Genomic DNA, 17,046 nt, shown 5'->3' with positions numbered 1-17,046 from the left:
CGAGAACGTAAGGAGCACGATGCGAACCCTCGGCAATGTCCTGATCACCGGCGGCGCTTCCGGACTCGGCGCGGCGGTCACCGCCGCGGTACGCGAGAACGGCGGGCGTCCCTTCGTGATCGATCGGGTGGAGCCCGAGACGCCCGTCGACTTCGTGCGGGCCGACCTCGCCGATACCGTCGCCGCCGAACAAGCCGTGCGCGAGCTCGCCGAGCGGGCGGGTGGGCGGATCGACGGCGTCTTCACCGCCGCCGGAACCGATGCGTGCGGCCCGTTGGACAAGGTGCCCGCGAAGAAGTGGGAATACGTGGTGCAGGTCAACCTGTTCGGCACCGCCGCCGTCATCCGTGCCGCCCTACCGTTCTTGCGGAAAAGCAAGGGAACCGTGGTGACCTGTGCTTCCACCCTCGGCATCAAGGCGGTCGGTGATGCCACCGCCTATTGCGCGTCGAAATTCGGCGTCGTCGGCTTCACCAGAGCGCTCGCCGCCGAGACAGCGGGCAGCGTCGGGGTGACGCTGCTGATCCCGGGCGGAATGCACACCGCGTTCTTCGACGACCGTGACGAGCAGTACAAGCCACCGCCCGACGCGAAACTCAACCAGCCCGAGGACGTCGCGGCCGCGGTGGTGTTCGCGCTGCGCCAGCCGCCCGGCTGCGAGGTCAGGGAGATGGTCGTGTGCGCGTCGGAAGAGGGTTCGTGGCCTTGAGCGACACGATTCTCGTGTTGCGCGCGCTCGGGCTCGGCGACCTGCTGACCGCCGTGCCCGCCTTGCGCGGGCTACGAAACGCCTACCCGGAAGACCGTGTGGTGCTCGCCGCACCGGAATCGCTGCGCGATCTTGTCGATCTCATCGACGCGGTCGACGAACTGCTGCCGACCGCGGGACTGGGTGCGCTGCGATGGCACGCGGCGCCCCCGAGACTGGCGGTCAACCTGCACGGCAGCGGACCGGAGAGCATCCGTGACCTCCTGGCGGCGCGTCCCGAAACGCTGCTGACGCATCACCATTCGGACTACCCCGGACTGCCCGGCCCCGAGTGGCGCGAGGACGTGCACGAAGTGGACCGCTGGTGTCTGCTGCTGGGGTACAGCCGGATCCATGCCGATCCCACCGCGCTGCGGCTGCCTGCTCCCCCGGCGCCCGCCGCCGAGTCGAACGTGGTCGTGATCCATCCCGGCGCGGCGCATCCCGCACGCCGCTGGCCCTCCGAACGATTCGCTCGCGTGGCCCGCGAACTCGGCGCCGACGGCCACCGCGTGGTGATCACCGGCACGCGCGAGGAGATTCGGCTGGCGAACGCGGTCGCCGAGCAGGCCGGCCTACCACCCACCGCGGTGTACGCGGGGCGCACCGGCCTGATCGAACTCGCCGCGCTGGTGGCCGACGCGGCGCTGGTCGTCTGCGGCGACACCGGCGTCGGGCACCTCGCCACCGCCTTCGGCACACCGTCGGTCCTGCTGTTCGGCCCCACACCGCCGCAGCGGTGGGGGCCGCCCGCCGACGCGGAACAGCACGTGACACTCTGGGCCGGGACCGTCGGCGATCCGCATTCCGGCCATCCGGATCCCGGGCTGCTGAGGCTGCGGCCCGAGCATGTGCTCACCGCCGCAACCGGTTTGCTCGGGGCGAAGGTGCGCCATGGGTAGCCGCGTCGGCGTGGTCGGCGCCGGTTATGTGGGGCTGACCAGCGCCGCTTGCCTCGCCCACTTGGGCCATCATGTGGTCTGTGTCGACAACGACGAGGCCAAGGTAGCCGCTCTGCGCGCGGGTACGGTCGCGATCGTCGAGCCCGGCTTACCGGAGCTGGTGCGGGAAGGGCTCGCGGAGAACCGGCTCGTCTTCATGTCGGATCCCGAAGCGCTCCACGAATGCGAAGTGGTCCTGCTGTGCCTGCCCACCCCCATGGGCACCGGCGGCACGGCGGATCTCGGCGTGCTCGAGGACGCGCTCGAGGCGTTGTCCACGGTGCTACCGCCGGATTGCGTGCTGGTCACCAAGTCCACCGTCCCGGTGGGGACGGCGGCGCGGATCGCCGCCCTGTCCGGTCTCGCGAGCACCGCGGTCGTCAGCAACCCCGAATTCCTCCGGGAGGGACACGCGGTCGAGGACTTCCTGCACCCCGACCGAGTTGTCGTCGGCGCGGCCGAGCCCGATCAGGAGTCGGCCGAGCGGGTCGCGGCGTTGTACGCCGGAACCGGCGCGCCGGTATTGCGCACGGATTCGGCCAGCGCGGAACTCGCCAAATACGCCAGCAATGCCTTTCTCGCGATGAAACTCTCGTTCGTCAACACGCTGGCCGAATTGTGTGAACGGGTCGGCGCCGACATCACGAAGGTCACCGGCGCGATGGGCATGGACGACCGGATCGGACCCGCTTTCCTGGCTCCCGGCCCCGGCTGGGGCGGCTCGTGCCTGCCCAAGGACACGCGCGCGCTGCTGCGGGCCGCGGAGGCATCCGGAGTGGACTTCGCTCTGGTCCGAGACACCCTGCGCGCCAACGATCACCAGCAGGCGATGGTGTTGCGCAAGATCCGCCGCGCGGTGACCGGCGCGGTCGACGGCTCGCTGTCGGGGACCCGCATCGGCGTGCTCGGCCTCGCCTTCAAAGCCGGTACCGGCGACCTGCGCGACTCCCCCGCCGTCGCGGTCGCCAGGCAGCTCTCCCGGCACGATGCCACGGTCACCGCGTACGACCCCTGCGTCCCGGCGGGCACCCCTGATCTCGACGGTATTCGAGTGGTGGACGATCCGTACCTGGTGGCGAAGGATGCCGGCGCGCTCGTGATTCTCACCGAGTGGCCCGAATTCCGTTCGCTCGACTGGGCGAAGCTCGCGACCGACGTCGACCGGCCCGTGATCGTCGACACCCGGAACCTGCTCGACGAGCAGCTGCTCACCGGCACCGGTTTCACCTTGTTGGGCAACGGCACCACCGGCGCTTCGGACAGCAGCCGAGCCTGATCGGCCGTGGCGAACGGAGAACCGAGCCGAGTCCCCGACCCCCCAACCAGGGCACTCGATGATGGGAAGATTCATGTTCTAATGCGCATATCCGAGTATCCAGATGAGCTTTGTTCGCAGCTCCGGTTCCGCTGGAGCGGGTCGGAGTCCTCGTGGGTCTCCACCGCGGACGTCCGCACCCGTGGACTGCGGATAATCTGTGCCGGTGCCTATTTCGTTCGACATCGGGGAAATGCAGCAGGTCGACAGCGCGACCTGGCGCGATCCTCGGACCGGTGACACGGTGAACGTGTCGTATTTCGACCTCGTCCCGGATCTGCCCGCGCCGTTGGATGATCTGGAAACCTTGCGCCGCCGCCTGGCCGAGAGAAGCGCGCAGAACGGCTGCCTCATCGAAGCTTTCGTGGTGTGGCTGGACGCGCAGCCTGCGCTGCTGCGCATGGAGAAGTTGCCGCTGCCGAACCAGCCACAGGGCTTGGTGTTCGCCGCGTCCGTGATCGTCCCGAAGGCCCGCAGCAGCGCGGTCCTGCAGATCCTCTGCCCCGAGACCGGCACCACAGGTGTGCGCGAGGCCCTCCTCGCCACCAAGATCGGTTTCGACCATATGTTCCCGCCGCATCCCTACGCGCCCGAGGTGCGGGGTCGGCTGCCGTACAACGCGGCCGACGACATCCGCTGGGACGCAGAGTTTCCCGAGCATCCGCTCAGCCGTGCCCGTCGCTGGATCGCGCACACCGTCCCGACCGCCCGGCTCGCGCCGGAATTCGCGGCACTCCCCGCGTTCGCCGGCTGACGCGACCCGTGTGAACACGGCCCGACGCCGATGATCGGCGCCGGCCGCGCGCTCACACCCGCGCCGCGCGGCCTCGTGCGTACGCGATGACGTCCGCCGCGTAGGCCGCGGTGTCCTCGTCCACGCAGCACGCCCGGAATCGGTCGAACGCATCCTCCAGTTGCGGACCCGGCCCGCGGTCCGCGAGCAGGACGACAATCGCCTCCCACGTTCCGATCACCGGGTCCGGCAGCGCCATCAGTTCCTCGAGGTACCGGCCCGGTTCCAGCAACCGCAACGCCCGGCGGGCGTAGGCGTGCACCCGCCGGGGCAGCTCGGCGCGGATGACGTCGACGTCCGACTGCAATGCCCGGCCAGGTTGCGCCGGGTCCACCCGCAGGGACCACAACGCCGTCAGATCCTCCGGCAGCGGGTGGTCGTCGATCAGCCCCGGTCCGGTCGCCTCTTCGAGCGGCACCAGCGGCAGACCGCGCTGCGCGTTGCGCCGATTACAGAATTCCCACCAAGCGGTGGGCGTAGCGCTCAGGGTCAATCCGAACTTCAACTCTTGCTGCCCATCGGTCCAGGTACGCACGGTTCGGGAGCGGCCGACGCAGGCCACACCACCCGGTACCACCCGCACCCATACGGCCTCCGGGCCGTCGAAGCCATAGGGTTGCAGCAACTTCCGCGCATCGCGGGTCAGTCGGCGCAGCGCCGAGTCCGGTCCGACCATGCGAGCAGATTAGCGGCAGGTACCGACACGAACGAAAAAGGCACCGGCTCAGTATGATTCGCCCGAGGACTCGGTCCCATCCCTCGATCGGGCCCGCCCGACTCCCCGATGGCGGATCACCGGATTCGTCGGCGCCGAATGTCAGAAAGGGTAGCCGGCGGGAGGCCACGATCGCATCGGCTGGTGGCCGCATGCACGGCCGACGCTTGGTACAGGCACGCGAAGGAGGGTCCGCCGCGCTCGACGCCGGCGGTGTCACCCCAGCGGACGAGTGGTGTGGACCTCGGAATTCGCACTGCCGTAGAGGCTCCCGACTACGCCGGGACTCGGGCCGGCTCGGAATCCCGACTCTCGATCGACTCGGTCGTGCGCCCCGGTGCGGGCGGACGCACTCGGTGCAGAGCGGCATACCCGACGCTCGCGAGGACCAAGGCGACGAAAACACCGAGGTTGCTGCTGCCCAATCCGCCCGCGCGGGCAGCTGGTGTGAACAGGTAGCCCAGCAGCGGACCGATATGCGGATCGGGCGACGTGACCAGACCGAGCCCGACGAGGGTCGCGACGATCAGGCAACCGACCCCGGCGCGGTTCACCTTTCCGTAGCCGCCGACCGGGCTGTACAGCGCTGTCCGGTCGTATCCGATTCGGCGACGCTGCCACAGGTCGACCACGAAGATTCCGGTCCATGCGGCCATCACGACACCGGTCGTGGTCAGGAAGGCCTGAAACGGAGCGAAGAATCCGGGCGCGGCGAAGGCCACATAGCCACCGGCAGCCGCGATCAGAACGGCGTCGATCAGGACCGTGTAGTGCCGAGGGACCCGGACGCCCACTGTTTGCAGAGCGAGTCCTGACGAGTAGAGGCCGATGATGGAGCCCGACACGAAGCCGACCAGCGCGAGGATCAGATAGGGCACCAGAAACCAGGTCGGCAGATGAGCCGACAGCGCACTGATCGGATCGGTCGCGGCCAGCGCCGCGACATCCGGATCCCCGACTGCCAGAACGGTCCCGAATCCCATCAGGACAAGTGCCGGAGCGGTGCCGCCGAAGGTGATCCAGCCCACCAGCGCACGCTTGTCGGCGTCCCGGGGAAGGTAGCGGGTGTAGTCGGCGGCGCAGTTGACCCAGCTCAGACCGAGCGTGTTGGCGACCAGCATCACGCCGCCCACGAACGCGCCCAGGCTCACCTGGCCATGCGTCGCGAACGAGATCCTGGGCAGCGTCAGCACGACATAGACCACGGACAGCGCGGTGAACGCCATGGCGAACCACTTCTGGATCCGCAGGATCACGTGGCAACCGTAGATGCCGATCACCGTGGTCACCACGATGACCGTGAGCAGGGTGCCGACCATGAGCGGTCCGGTATCCATATCCGGGTCGAGCCGATGTGCCACGGTGCGAGCCGCCAGGGTCGCCAAGACCGCGGAAAAGGTCTCCCACCCGACCAACGCGAGATAACTCAGCAGCGCCGGGATCTTGTTGCCGTGGAAGCCGAATGCGGCCCGGCCGGCCACCATGGTCGCCGCCCCGCCCTGCTGCCCGGCCAACGACACCAAGGCGAGCAGCAGAAAGGACAGGACCGCTCCCACCGCGGCAGCGAGCGCTGCCAGATGCCAGTCGAGGCCGAGCGCGGTGACATACGGGCCGAACGACACCAAGACCACATTGCAACTGGTGCCCGCCCACGGCCAGAACAAGGCGCGCGGCTTACCGCGACGTTCCTCATCGGCGACCCATTCGGCGCCTTTCCGCTCGAAGGACCAGTCCGAGGGCTTCGCTGAACTCATAGCCATGGGGCATCCGTTCCTCGACGGCGGCGGGACCGAGACCAGCCACGCGCACCTAGATATCGAGCCGTTGTTTATCGGCTCATTGTATGGGTCGAATGAGTTCTTCGTAACTGAAGTTGACAGGACAACTAGGACGGCCAGAGACGGGTGCACAGCGGGCAACATCCTCGGGCAACAGGAGTTGACCGTCCGACGCTCGACTACACGCAGGCGCAGCCAGCCGTTATGCCAGGGCATGACACCGAATAGACCAGCTATAAGTCACTATTCAACGGCTCGCTATGTAGCGGCAGCAAGATCCGGGAGCGGGCGCCCGCTCGTCATCGAACCGCTGAGTCTTCGCCGCCGCCGGGGTCCCTCTCACCCGGCACCAGGGACGCTACGATCCGACGAACCGACCGACCGAGTGTGGCACCAGCGGCAACGCGAAGCCCGCGGCACCGTTTCGCTCACGGGCGTCGGGGAATCCCGGTCGCATGGGTATCACCGTCGCCGTCACCGGGCCGACCGGCGAGATCGGCATCTCCGCCGTCACCGCGCTCGAACAGGACCCCGCTGTGGACAGGATCGTCGGAATGGCCCGCCGTCCGTTCGACCCCGCCGCGCACGGCTGGACGAAGACCGAGTACCGGCGCGGCGACATTCTCGATCGCGCCGCCGTGGACGCACTCGTCGCGGACGCCGACGTGGTGATCCACCTGGCGTTCGTGATCATGGGTTCACGGGAGGAGAGCGCGCGGGTGAACCTCGCGGGCACCCGCCACGTCTTCGAGGCGGCAGCGACCGCCGAGCGGCCCCGCCGCCTCGTCTACACGTCCTCGGTCGCCGCCTACGGCTACCACCCGGACAATCCCTCCCCCATCACCGAGGACGTGCCGCCCGACGGCTCGCCCGAGCACTACTACTCCGAGCAGAAGGCCGCGTGCGAGGCGGCGCTCACGGAGATCACCGCGGGCTCCGGCCTCGAGGTGTTCGTGCTGCGGCCGTGCATCGTGGCCGGTCCTCAGGCGCCGGCCCTGCACGACCTGCCGTGGGAGAAGCTTCCCGGCCCGCTGCGTACGCTGGCCCGGTCGAATTCCTTGTTCAAGCCGGTGGTTCCCGATCCCGGCCACCCGCTGCAACTCGTCCACCACGACGACGTGGCCGCGGCCATCGCGCTGGCCGCCACCGCGGATGCGCCGCCCGGCGCCTACAACATCGCGGGCGACGGCACGCTCACCCTGTCCGACGTGGTGTCCGCACTGGGCGGCAGGCCGGTGCGCGTCCCCGCGGTCGCCGCCACCGCCGCGTCCGCGGCCCTCGCCCGCCTCCCCTTCGTGCCGGCCACCCTCGAGTGGCTGCACATCGTCCGCACGCCCGTCGTCATGGACACCAGCCGTGCGAAGCGGAATCTCGGCTGGAAGCCGGCCCATACCTCCGCCGAGACGCTCGCCGCGCTCGCCGCCGCCCGCTGATCTGCACGAACCCGACGCGGCCTCTTACTCCGCAACCACATCGCCGACGGACACCGCGAAGGAGTCACCGGCGGCGGGCATCGGTGATCCGGACAGCGCCGGCATCCGCAGGCCCGGGGAGCGCGATACCTGCCGCGCGACCGCACGACTCCGGCTGATTCGCCGGATCGACGTGATTCACTCATCCCCGGCCGGGTAGTTCGGTAGTGCACGAATTCTCCCGGACCACAGGCCCAGCCGCCAGATGCCGATCTTCCGCCGGCGCTCCTGCGGGTGGCACGGATCCGGGCACACAGTGAGGACGGCGGATTGTGGCTGAGTTGGATGAGGGTGTGTATCGCATCGTCAACGTCGGCACGGGTCGGGTGCTGTCGCTCGACAGCGGTGATCAGGTCAGAGTCGTAGGCGAACCGGGTGTCGAGGACGGCTGGCAGCACTGGCTGTTGTCGAGCGCGCCGGAATTCGGCGAAGGGATCTGGTTCATCGCGAACGGCCGCACCGGCACCCGCCTGGGCCTCGACCTGGTGTGCGAAGGGGCGCATGTCGAATGCAGCGGGACTCCGATGGGATGGCAGATCATGACCGACGAAACCCAGCCCGATTGCTACCGCATCGCCGTCTGGCCCGCCAGTGACCTCGTCCTCGCCCTATCGGCACCGGACATCGGCACCGAACAGATCGGTTTGACCCACTACGTGCCCACCAGCGACGTCCAGCAATGGCACTTCCAGCGCCCATGACGCGGTCCGCGCACGCTCACCCTTCACCAGCGTCCGCTCTCGCCGCACCGACGCCGTTCGCAACCCGGCACGCAGGTCGGCCGGTACCGCGTCGGCGACTTCGGCCGGCCCGCGGTCCGGACAGACTCGGTTCCGCCGCGACCGGTCACGAACGATCCAGAGCGCCCAAGGACGCGCCTCAGGCTCGGCTGAGCAGATGGCGCTCACGCACCTCCGGCAGGGACAGGGTCTTGTAACCGACTTCCTCGAACAGCACCGTGATGCGATCGGCCTCGGCGGACATGATCGTCCCTGCCCCCCAATCACGATGCCGCACAGTGGTGTTCGCAGGGAACTCGGTGGCGCCCGGTGCGCGCCGCGCGGCGGTTCCCATAGCACAGGTGTCGCAGTTGCCACACGGGTCGAGCAGCTGTTCACCGAAGTACCCGAGGAGATGCTGCCGTCGGCAGCTGGTCGTCTCGGCGTAGCCGCGCATCATCTCGATGCGCGAGCGAGTCAGTTCTTCGTACGCCCGCGCCGCGTCCGCCGCCTGCTCGACCGCCCGGCCGGGGGTGCCCCCGGGATCTGGCTGCAAGAGACCGCTTTCCGTGTTCGTGATCGCGCCGACCTGTTCGAGCAGGTTGATCGCCCGCGTGCGCCGAGCGGGGGCGGCGTCGACCTCGAGCTGGGACGGTCGGACGGGACGATCATGCCGGTACAGGGCGTGGGCGACCTCCGCGATGGTGTCCTCCGGGACCGCTCGCGCGGTGAGGAACTTCTGCAGGCTCAGATCCTCGGGGCGGTAGAACAAGAGGATCTGGGCGGGCTCGCCGTCCCGTCCCGCCCGGCCGATCTGCTGGTAGTAGGAGTCCAGCGAATCCGGCGCCGACGCGTGGACGACGAAACGGACGTCGGGCTTGTCGATGCCCATCCCGAATGCCGAGGTGGCCACGACCACATCGATCTCGCCGGAAAGGAAGCGCTGGTGCACCTGGTCGCGGACCGCGGCCTTCATGCCCGCGTGGTAGGCCGCGACCCGGATACCGGCCGCGGCTGATTCTTCGGCGTAGAACTCGCTGTCCTTGCGGCTGGCCACATACACGAGTCCGCGGCCGGTCGCCGGGTCGGCGGTCAGGGTTCGAATGCGCGTGATCACCGCGTCGCGCTTCTCGGAGTCGCCGGTGTATCGGTCGACAGCCAGGTGCAGGTTGGGCCGATCGAAACTGGCGACCACCTCGCGATGGTCGCGCATGCCCAACCGGTTCACGATCTCGCGGCGGACCGGTGGTGCGGCGGTCGCCGTCAAAGCGATCACCCTCGGATGCCGGAGTCGCTCGATCACCGGGGCCAGCCGCAAATAGTCCGGCCGGAAGTCGTGCCCCCACGCCGAAACACAATGTGCCTCGTCCACCACGAACAGGGAAGCCCGCAAACCGGCGAGTTCGTCGACCAGATCATCGTTGGCCAGCTGCTCCGGCGAGAGGAAGACGAATTCGGCAGCGCCGCGACGCAGGGCAGCCCACGCCGCTCGGCGTTCGCTTCTGCTCTGAGTGGAATTCAACGCGACCGCGCCCGGGGCCCTGCTGTCACCGATGCTCTCGATCTGATCGTGCTGCAACGCGAGGAGCGGCGACACCACCACGGCCGGACCGTCCAGCAACAACGCGGGCACCTGGTAGATGGCCGACTTACCGGCACCGGTCGGCAGCACGACCAGCACGTCCCGACCGGCCATGATGTGCTCCATGGCGGTCAGCTGCTCGTCGCGCAGGTGCGGCCAGCCGAATTTCTCGGCGGCCAGACTCCGCAGGCGACTGTCGTATTCGGACGAGGTCGTCATCGGTCAGGGCATACCACCGCCGGCGCGGCGGAAACGCCGCCGAATCCCCACGCCGGCGGGAAAGGTAGCGGTCGAACTCCTGGACCCGCATCCATGGCACTCGATCGCTCAGGACGCGATTCCGGTGAGCGAGAAGAACTCCTGCCGTGAGCGGGCGTCTTCACGCAGCGTGCCGAGCAGCGTCGACGTGACGGTGGTCGTGCCTGCGGCTTGGACACCACGCAGGGTCATACAGGTGTGTTCGGCTTCGATGACGACGCCGACTCCGATCGGTTGCAGGTTCTCGGCCAGCCAGTCCGCGATCTGTTTCGTCAGCCGTTCCTGCACCTGGGGGCGATGGGAGAAATGCTCGACGATACGGGCGAGTTTGGACAATCCGAGTATGCGCTCACCCGGCAGATAGCCGACGTGGGCGACGCCGACGAACGGCAGCAGGTGGTGTTCGCACACCGACCGCAGCGGAATGCGGCGAGCCAGGACGAGTTCGTCGTAGCCCTCGTCGTTGGGGAACGTGGTGAGGTCGAACGGGCGGGGCGTGAACAGTTCGGCGTAGGCGCGGGCCATGCGCCGCGGGGTGGCGTGCAGGTGTTCGTCGTCCAGGCCGACGCCGAGCGCGGTCAGGAATTGCCGGGCGGCATGCTCGGCGGCGGTCAGATCCACCTCGGTGGCGGGCTCGTGGACGACCCGTAGCGCGGGCTGCGGCACGGCTAGCTCCCGCCCACGCCGAGGGCGGTCAACAGCACCAGCACGACGGTGGCGACGGCGAAGACACCGTGGCCACCGACGACCGCGACCGGAAAATGTCGTTCCGCCGGTTCGGCCGTCTCGGCCGTCGTACGCGCTCGGTACACGGGCAGCCACCGCACCACCATGGCGAATCCGAGCAGCGCCACCGGAAGCAGCAGCACGAACGCGACCCATGCCAACGCGTCTTCGTCGACGACGAGGTAGCCGATCCACACGATCAGCCCTACGACGGCGAGCAGGAAGTGCCCGAACACGACCGGTGCGGGCAAGTGACTGCTGTTCGGTTGCCGCGCGCCGCCTTTGGCGATCCAGGTACCCAGCAGAACGAAGCCGCCTACGGCGGTGAGCAGCCAGAGCAGCAAGGCCGCGATGCCCATGATGTCTCCTGACGGAAAGGAATCGGATGAGTGTTCAGTGGTGGTAGCCGGTGGCCTGAGTGGTCTCGTCGGCCACCCGGACGCCGTAGTGGTAGGCGAGCTTTCCGCCGAGGTAACCGGACACGGCCACCGTCATGAGACCGGCGATCGACAACGACAGCGGCCCGGCCGGGACGGCACCGTGGGGTCCGGTGCCGGTGCCGCGCCACCAGAAATTGATGGCGTACGCCACGGTGACGATCAGGTTGAGGCTCATGTGCACCAGCCCGGTACGAAAAGCCGGCGTCCCGGTGGGAATGGCGAACAAGTCCAGCAACCCGATCGCCGCCGCGGCCAGCGCACCCAGCACGCCCAGCGCGATCAGCCAGACCGCGCCGCGGGCGAGGAAGACCGGGTCGTCGACCACGTGCGAGCCGATGTCGAACACCGAACTCGCCACCCATGCGCCGATCGGCACGGTGACCAGGATCGGGTGGAACGGATGACCATACGGACCGGCCAGCGCAGCGCTGACCGGCGTCTTGGCCTGCTGCATGGCACTGCTCACGATGACCTCCCTGGCATTATTTACACCAAAGATTATTGGCGTTATCCACCGGGCCGGTCAAGTCCGCACCGTGCCGGAGTGGCTGATTCGTTGCGACCAACCCGATCGGCGTTACTCTGGTCTGGTGACCAGCGAATCGGCGATCGGCGCCGTCGCCGCTCTCGATGACGAGCTGCGGCGGGGGATGTACTGGTTCATCCGCCGCGCCGGCCGGCCGGTCACCCGCGACGAAGCCGCCGAACAGGTCGGGATCTCACGGAAACTCGCGGCGTTCCATCTGGACAAGCTCGTCGCCGCCGGACTTCTTCGAGCGAGCTACCAGCAGGTCGGCGGCATCCGGAAGGTCGGGCGCGCGCCGAAGGTGTATCAGCCCGCCGACACCGAGGTGCGGGTGAGCATTCCCGAACGCCGCCACGAAGTACTGGCCGAGATTCTGATGGGCGCGGTACTCACGCACGGCGCCGGCGAGACCGCTCGCGACGCGGCGCACCGGGTCGCGACCGATCGCGGCGAAGCCCTCGGCCGGGCCGCACGGGAACAGGCGCGGCCGGGGCGACTCGGCGCCGAACGCGCCCTCACGGTCCTGCAATCGCTGCTCGCCGAACAGGGCTTCGAACCGGCTCGTCCCGCGCCCGATTGCCTCCGCTTGCGCAACTGCCCCTTTCATCCGCTCGCCGCCGCCGAACCCGAACTCGTATGCGGGCTCAACCACGCCTACCTAGCGGGCCTGCTCACCGGACTCGAAGCGGAAACCCTTGACGCGGTGCTGTCCCCCAAGGCCGGGGAGTGCTGCGTGGAACTCCGCTCGGCCCCTTGATGCGCCGCGCCCGCATGGCCGCCTCGCTCGGCCCGGTGTCACGGTTGCGGCCGGCGGCGGGTTGCTCGATCGGCGAGGTGGACGAAGTGGCTCGACCGGCCTGCGCGGGTCAGGCGCTGTGGGTCATCGGCCGCGCTGCCGGATCGATGACCAGACCGGCCTCCCACGCGCGCTCGATGACCTGCGCGATATCGATATGCCGCAGCTCGCGCACTTCCGGGCTCGACAGCAGCTCCCCGATGTAAGCAACGATGTGTTCGGCGACTATGGAGCGCACATCGCCGAGCCGGCCCATCAGCCGTGCCGGACGATCCACCGCGCGGAGTCGGACGTCCACGTGCTCCTCGGTCACCTCCTCGGTGCGGACGAACACCGCGCACGGGTCCTGCGGCACCAGCTGGACTCGCATGCGCACCCGGACCGCGGCGGCGAACCGTGCGAGGACACCGGCGAAGTCCACCCGCAGCCGAAGCCTCAGCGGCACCTCCACGGCGATGTCCCACTCCTGGCCGTCATAGACGTCGGCCCGAACATCGCCTGGCCAACCGGTCGCGGTGACGCATACCAGCGAACCAGGGCCTGCCTGGACCGGTCCCACCTCGATACGGTCGCCGACGATCTCCGCGATGACCTCCGCAATGTGCTCCGGCCGGGCGGCGGATCGCAGCAGCTGTTGCGCGAACCGTGCCCGCGCCGGCTCCGTCGCGAACCATTCCCGATCGCCACTCCCTGGCATGAGCCACCTCCGTTCACCCACTCCGCGAATACCCCGCGAGCCGGACACAATCACGCCGGGGACGGTCTCCGAAATCCGCTGGACCGGCGCCGGCCTGGTTCGCTGAGAACGCAGGTGGCGCCGGCCCGGCGATCCCCGAGTGTCAGGGCTTGCTGGGGTCCAGGGCGTCCTTGACCTTGCCGACCAGTCCCGCCTCGGTACCCAACGCCGCGGAACGCGGCTTGCCTCGAGAGCCGTCGTAGGTGGCGTACAGCTGCGGGTCCGGCGGCGGCGCCGAGGCCTTGTCACCCAGCGGCTGCGGGTCGGCGAGGAAGCCGTTCTGGTGCACACCGTCCGCAGCGACACCGGTCGCCCACCGGCCCTCGCCCGCATCGGGGCCGTCGGACAGATGCCAGAGGCTGGTCGCGTGCTCGGCGTGCTCCTCGTCGAGCAACGCGTTCGGCGTGACCGTGCCCTCCAATCCGTCCTCCTTCAGCTGCTCGATCGCGGCGAGCCAGAGGTTCTGGTGGTAGGTGTCCCGCGCGAGGTTGAACTTCAGCATGTCCTTGACCCCGGGGTCATCGGTCATGTTGTACAAGCGCGCGGTTTGGATGCGGCCGTGGGACTCGGCGGCCACGTTGGCGCGGAAGTCGGCCAGGAGGTTGCCGCTGGCCACGATGTACCGGCCGTTCCACGGCACCCCGTTGCTGTCCGACAGCGACGCCCCGCCCCCGGAGACGATCGCCTGCTGCGGATCCATCCCACCCAGCACCGCCGCCACCACCGGATCAGCCGCGGCTTCCTGGGTAGCGCGCGTCGCGGGGGCTCCTTCCAGCAGCCGCGCGATCATCGTGGCGATCATCTCGACGTGTCCGATCTCCTCGGTCGCCACATCCATGATCATGTCCTTGTACTTGCCGGGCATCCGGCAATTCCACCCTTGAAACAGGTACTGCATGGTGACGGTCATCTCCCCGAACGCGCCACCGATCAGCTCCTGGAGCTTGCGCGCATACACCGGATCGGGCTTCTCGGGCTTGACATCGAACTGCAGATGATCGGTATGACGAAACATGCACTCTCCTCCGGCACGACAAGCGAATTCAGAACTCTTCCCGTCGTGCGGGTACCGCCAACCACGCGGCGCAAACCCCGGCAATCACTCTCGTCCACCTGAGTTATATTGTGCGGCAATAGCTTTAACGCATAACAGCGCGAGTAAACGGCGTATCGGCGGATTCCTTCGTCGTAGGTCGGCTTCCCGCACGCCCTACCCCCACTCCCCCGCGTGAAACTTCGCCCGTGCCCGACCACCCTCGCCGCGCCCGCTCTCGGCAGCAACCCGCGGACACGCGCGCGGGCTATACCCGCGCGCGGTCGGTGCAGGCGAGTGCACCGCCGAGACCGGTCAGCGCGACGCCGGCGAGGGTGTCGACGGCGATCTGGGCCCGTCGACGTCGTAGCAGGGAGTGGAAGCGCGTGGCCGTGACCACGAATAGCAGCCACCAGGCGCAGCCGATGGCTATGTCGAGTACGCCGAGGAGCAGCACTTGCGGGAGTACCGGGTTCGCCGGGGCCAGGAATTGGGGCAACACCGCGACGAAGAACAGCGCCGCTTTCGGATTCAATACGTTGGCGATGAACGCCTGAGCGAACACTTTCGAACCCGTCGCCGGAGTCGGCGCCGGCACGCCAGGGACCCGCTCGGCGTTCCGGCGCCGCCAACCGCGATAGCCATCACACAGAGCGCGCGCCCCCAGCGCGACAAGATAGGCGGCACCGGCGAGTTTCACCACGGTGAATACCTCGGCGCTGGTCAACAGAATCGCCGACACACCGACCGCAGCGGCCGCCATGTGCACGATCAAGCCGCATTGCACGCCGATGGCCGCACACATACCCGCAGCCCGCGAGCGGGAGGCCTGGCGCAGAACCACAAACCAATCCGGGCCGGGAACCACATAGGCCACCAGGACCGCCGCTACGAAACCCCATACGAGATGAGCGTCCACTCAAGACCTTCCGGCTCCTCGACAACGATCTCCCCGCCAGCCTAGGCGAGGCGACCCACCGCTTCGGATCACCACGATCAGGCTGCACGCCGCAGCGCCGGACGCTTGTTCGCACCACTCGGAAGTCCGAATAGCCATGCGCCCGCACCAGTTCTGCCGTGGAACAGGGGGAATCACACGGCCCGCGCTCCCCCTCGGCCGGCGCGGCGATCCGATCACCCGACGGACGGCAGATCCGCTGATGTCCGCGGCGACGTGGACGATTCAGCGCCCCAGCGGTGTGCGAGCGCCGGAGTGACCCCGCCGCCGGCCACTTTCACGCCCGAGGGTTCGAAGACAGGCCCTGCTCCCCGATCAGCGGGTCGGCGAGACGCACGGATTCGGGAGGGCCGAGATCGTGGCCAGGTCGCAGATGCCGCTGGTCAGTATCTGTAAGGGAGCGGCGACCAGGAGCGTGAGAATTCCGATGACGTCGCCGCGCTGGAGATACCACGCCCCCGTGCGCGCTGCCGCCGATCCGGAGTCCAGCGCCGACGAGCCGGTTTCGCCTGCCACGGCGATCACCGGAGCGGTGCCGCTCGGTTCGGCCGCCGCTTCGGCCGCGGTGACGACCAGAGTCGCCGCCGCGACCGAAGCGGCGGCAAGGCGAAGGGGGGTACGCATCATTGCGCTCCTCTGTTAGGGAATCGTTATTTACATATTAGCTGAAACGCAGACCCGTGCATGGAGATTGGCCAGAAATGATCGGTACCTGTCACACGGTGCCCGCGCCGCGTTTCCAAGCAGAGACATAACCGACTGAGCAGCATATATCCACCGGCGGCACTACTGAAGGAGCCGCCCTCCAGTCAAGAAGGGATGCCTTGTCGCATTACCGACCGTCGTGACACGATACTGATGAATGATCGTGAATATGAGGTCACTTAGGCGCATTGGTCACGCCGTCTCAGGCCGACGGGCGTGACCACGAAGGAGACGGACCCCGAAGCCCCTAGCGAGTCTGCTCCGGCGAGTGAGTGTCCGCCCAGGAGGCCAAGATCTGCAGGCGCTCGGCAGAGGCGGAGCCGGGTTCCGGGGGTAGATCATGAGGATGAGGCCGGGCTCGGCGGTGACGGCGAGTTCTTCGTAAGCCAGAACCAATCGCCGATTTCGGGGTGGTGGAAGCGTTTGGTGCCGGTTCCGTGAGTGCGGACATCGTGGGCTCCCCACAGCCGGCGGAAGGTTTCGCTGCGGGTGGACAGTTCACCGACGAGTTCCTGCAAGCCGCGGTCGTGCGGGTCGCGTCCCGCTTCGGTACGCATGATCGCCACGCACATTTGCGCGAACAGGTCCCAATCCGGGTAGAACTCGCGGGCGGCCGGATCGAGGAACTGGAATCGCGCCAGGTTGGGCGTGCGGCCGCCCGCCCCGAAGACCGGTGAGTAGAAGGCGCGGCCCAGGTGATTGGTGGCCAGCAGATCTTGACGGGGGTCGCGCACACCCAACGACAGAGACTCCCCCGGGTGCGCGCACCGGGGTTGACTGGTCGTTACGCGGGGGATCCGCACAG

General features: G+C 68.3%; 18 protein-coding genes. 7 read left to right on the top strand and 11 right to left on the bottom strand.

The genetic code is table 11. From position 1 onward, the window contains the following. The first annotated feature begins 19 nt into the window (after positions 1 to 19). The 4 genes from QMG86_RS12650 to QMG86_RS12635 all read left to right on the top strand — a co-directional run bounded on the left by QMG86_RS12650 (position 20) and on the right by QMG86_RS12635 (position 3,758). Positions 20 to 709 carry an SDR family oxidoreductase gene (locus tag QMG86_RS12650; protein WP_281879677.1) on the top strand — a complete coding sequence of 230 codons (690 nt, stop codon included), beginning with the start codon at positions 20 to 22 and terminating at the stop codon, positions 707 to 709. After that, positions 700 to 1,650: a glycosyltransferase family 9 protein gene (locus tag QMG86_RS12645; RefSeq protein WP_434085576.1), complete on the top strand. Its 951-nt coding sequence runs from the start codon at positions 700 to 702 to the stop codon at positions 1,648 to 1,650. Before QMG86_RS12650 ends, QMG86_RS12645 begins: the two co-directional genes overlap by 10 nt. Beyond that, positions 1,643 to 2,965 carry a UDP-glucose dehydrogenase family protein gene (locus QMG86_RS12640; RefSeq protein WP_281879675.1) on the top strand — a complete coding sequence of 441 codons (1,323 nt, stop codon included), beginning with the start codon at positions 1,643 to 1,645 and terminating at the stop codon, positions 2,963 to 2,965. Before QMG86_RS12645 ends, QMG86_RS12640 begins: the two co-directional genes overlap by 8 nt. 205 nt (positions 2,966 to 3,170) lie before the next feature. Then, the gene (locus QMG86_RS12635; protein WP_281879674.1) at positions 3,171 to 3,758 is read left to right on the top strand and encodes a hypothetical protein; all 588 of its coding nucleotides are present in this window, start codon (positions 3,171 to 3,173) and stop codon (positions 3,756 to 3,758) included. A gap of 52 nt (positions 3,759 to 3,810) precedes the next feature. On the opposite strand, the gene QMG86_RS12630 is transcribed toward QMG86_RS12635, so the two are convergent. Continuing rightward, positions 3,811 to 4,473 carry a hypothetical protein gene (locus tag QMG86_RS12630; RefSeq protein WP_281879673.1) on the bottom strand — a complete coding sequence of 221 codons (663 nt, stop codon included), beginning with the start codon at positions 4,471 to 4,473 and terminating at the stop codon, positions 3,811 to 3,813. Between the two features lie 314 nt (positions 4,474 to 4,787). Further along, positions 4,788 to 6,266 (bottom strand): purine-cytosine permease family protein, encoded by a 1,479-nt coding sequence (locus tag QMG86_RS12625; RefSeq protein ID WP_281879672.1) that lies wholly within the window; start codon positions 6,264 to 6,266, stop codon positions 4,788 to 4,790. A gap of 479 nt (positions 6,267 to 6,745) precedes the next feature. Between QMG86_RS12625 and QMG86_RS12620 the strand changes: the two genes are divergently transcribed. Both QMG86_RS12620 and QMG86_RS12615 read left to right on the top strand, forming a co-directional pair. Then, the gene (locus tag QMG86_RS12620; protein ID WP_281879671.1) at positions 6,746 to 7,723 is read left to right on the top strand and encodes an NAD-dependent epimerase/dehydratase family protein; all 978 of its coding nucleotides are present in this window, start codon (positions 6,746 to 6,748) and stop codon (positions 7,721 to 7,723) included. Positions 7,724 to 8,034: 311 nt separating this feature from the next. Next, positions 8,035 to 8,463: an RICIN domain-containing protein gene (locus QMG86_RS12615; protein ID WP_281879670.1), complete on the top strand. Its 429-nt coding sequence runs from the start codon at positions 8,035 to 8,037 to the stop codon at positions 8,461 to 8,463. A gap of 178 nt (positions 8,464 to 8,641) precedes the next feature. On the opposite strand, the gene QMG86_RS12610 is transcribed toward QMG86_RS12615, so the two are convergent. From QMG86_RS12610 to QMG86_RS12595, 4 genes are all read right to left on the bottom strand, one after another. Next, the gene (locus QMG86_RS12610; protein WP_281879669.1) at positions 8,642 to 10,282 is read right to left on the bottom strand and encodes a RecQ family ATP-dependent DNA helicase; all 1,641 of its coding nucleotides are present in this window, start codon (positions 10,280 to 10,282) and stop codon (positions 8,642 to 8,644) included. 108 nt (positions 10,283 to 10,390) lie between these two features. Then, on the bottom strand, positions 10,391 to 10,987 hold the full coding sequence (gene folE, locus QMG86_RS12605) for a GTP cyclohydrolase I FolE (protein WP_281879667.1): 597 nt from the start codon (positions 10,985 to 10,987) through the stop codon (positions 10,391 to 10,393). A gap of 2 nt (positions 10,988 to 10,989) precedes the next feature. After that, complete coding sequence (locus QMG86_RS12600; RefSeq protein WP_281879666.1) at positions 10,990 to 11,406, bottom strand: hypothetical protein; 417 nt, start codon at positions 11,404 to 11,406, stop codon at positions 10,990 to 10,992. Positions 11,407 to 11,440: 34 nt separating this feature from the next. Continuing rightward, a complete protein-coding gene (locus QMG86_RS12595) occupies positions 11,441 to 11,953 on the bottom strand; it encodes a DUF2231 domain-containing protein (RefSeq protein WP_281879664.1) in 513 nt (170 codons plus the stop codon). Between QMG86_RS12595 and QMG86_RS12590 the strand changes: the two genes are divergently transcribed. Then, positions 11,940 to 12,770, top strand: a complete 831-nt coding sequence (locus QMG86_RS12590; RefSeq protein ID WP_281879663.1) for a helix-turn-helix transcriptional regulator — start codon at positions 11,940 to 11,942, stop codon at positions 12,768 to 12,770. The two genes, QMG86_RS12595 and QMG86_RS12590, sit on opposite strands and share 14 nt — an antisense overlap. A gap of 109 nt (positions 12,771 to 12,879) precedes the next feature. Here the strand turns inward: QMG86_RS12590 and QMG86_RS12585 are convergent, their stop codons facing one another. From QMG86_RS12585 to QMG86_RS12565, 5 genes are all read right to left on the bottom strand, one after another. Then, entirely contained in the window at positions 12,880 to 13,506 is a 627-nt protein-coding gene (locus tag QMG86_RS12585) for a hypothetical protein (protein ID WP_281879661.1), read from the bottom strand. 142 nt (positions 13,507 to 13,648) lie between these two features. Next, the gene (locus tag QMG86_RS12580) at positions 13,649 to 14,560 is read right to left on the bottom strand and encodes a manganese catalase (RefSeq protein WP_281879660.1); all 912 of its coding nucleotides are present in this window, start codon (positions 14,558 to 14,560) and stop codon (positions 13,649 to 13,651) included. Between the two features lie 286 nt (positions 14,561 to 14,846). Beyond that, positions 14,847 to 15,455, bottom strand: a complete 609-nt coding sequence (locus QMG86_RS12575) for a LysE family translocator (RefSeq protein ID WP_281879658.1) — start codon at positions 15,453 to 15,455, stop codon at positions 14,847 to 14,849. Positions 15,456 to 15,851: 396 nt separating this feature from the next. Beyond that, complete coding sequence (locus QMG86_RS12570) at positions 15,852 to 16,160, bottom strand: hypothetical protein (protein WP_281879656.1); 309 nt, start codon at positions 16,158 to 16,160, stop codon at positions 15,852 to 15,854. Between the two features lie 419 nt (positions 16,161 to 16,579). Beyond that, on the bottom strand, positions 16,580 to 16,975 hold the full coding sequence (locus tag QMG86_RS12565; protein WP_350356404.1) for an MmyB family transcriptional regulator: 396 nt from the start codon (positions 16,973 to 16,975) through the stop codon (positions 16,580 to 16,582). Positions 16,976 to 17,046 lie beyond the last annotated feature (71 nt).

It is taken from the genome of Nocardia sputorum (assembly GCF_027924405.1).
Taxonomy (GTDB): Bacteria; Actinomycetota; Actinomycetes; order Mycobacteriales; family Mycobacteriaceae; genus Nocardia; species Nocardia sputorum.
The sequence above is the reverse complement of the archived record's forward strand: the minus strand, read 5'-3'. Positions and strand labels throughout refer to the sequence as shown.

What these genes read in the sequence shown, in the direction of transcription:
- QMG86_RS12630 (WP_281879673.1), bottom strand. Translation starts at nt 4,473, where the DNA reads ATGGTCGGACCGGACTCGGCGCTGCGCCGACTGACCCGCGATGCGCGG.
- QMG86_RS12600 (WP_281879666.1), bottom strand. Translation starts at nt 11,406, where the DNA reads ATGGGCATCGCGGCCTTGCTGCTCTGGCTGCTCACCGCCGTAGGCGGC.
- QMG86_RS12590 (WP_281879663.1), top strand. Translation starts at nt 11,940, where the DNA reads ATGGCACTGCTCACGATGACCTCCCTGGCATTATTTACACCAAAGATT.
- QMG86_RS12620 (WP_281879671.1), top strand. Translation starts at nt 6,746, where the DNA reads ATGGGTATCACCGTCGCCGTCACCGGGCCGACCGGCGAGATCGGCATC.
- QMG86_RS12570 (WP_281879656.1), bottom strand. Translation starts at nt 16,160, where the DNA reads ATGCGTACCCCCCTTCGCCTTGCCGCCGCTTCGGTCGCGGCGGCGACT.
- QMG86_RS12585 (WP_281879661.1), bottom strand. Translation starts at nt 13,506, where the DNA reads ATGCCAGGGAGTGGCGATCGGGAATGGTTCGCGACGGAGCCGGCGCGG.
- QMG86_RS12580 (WP_281879660.1), bottom strand. Translation starts at nt 14,560, where the DNA reads ATGTTTCGTCATACCGATCATCTGCAGTTCGATGTCAAGCCCGAGAAG.
- QMG86_RS12625 (WP_281879672.1), bottom strand. Translation starts at nt 6,266, where the DNA reads ATGAGTTCAGCGAAGCCCTCGGACTGGTCCTTCGAGCGGAAAGGCGCC.
- QMG86_RS12610 (WP_281879669.1), bottom strand. Translation starts at nt 10,282, where the DNA reads ATGACGACCTCGTCCGAATACGACAGTCGCCTGCGGAGTCTGGCCGCC.
- QMG86_RS12640 (WP_281879675.1), top strand. Translation starts at nt 1,643, where the DNA reads ATGGGTAGCCGCGTCGGCGTGGTCGGCGCCGGTTATGTGGGGCTGACC.
- QMG86_RS12650 (WP_281879677.1), top strand. Translation starts at nt 20, where the DNA reads ATGCGAACCCTCGGCAATGTCCTGATCACCGGCGGCGCTTCCGGACTC.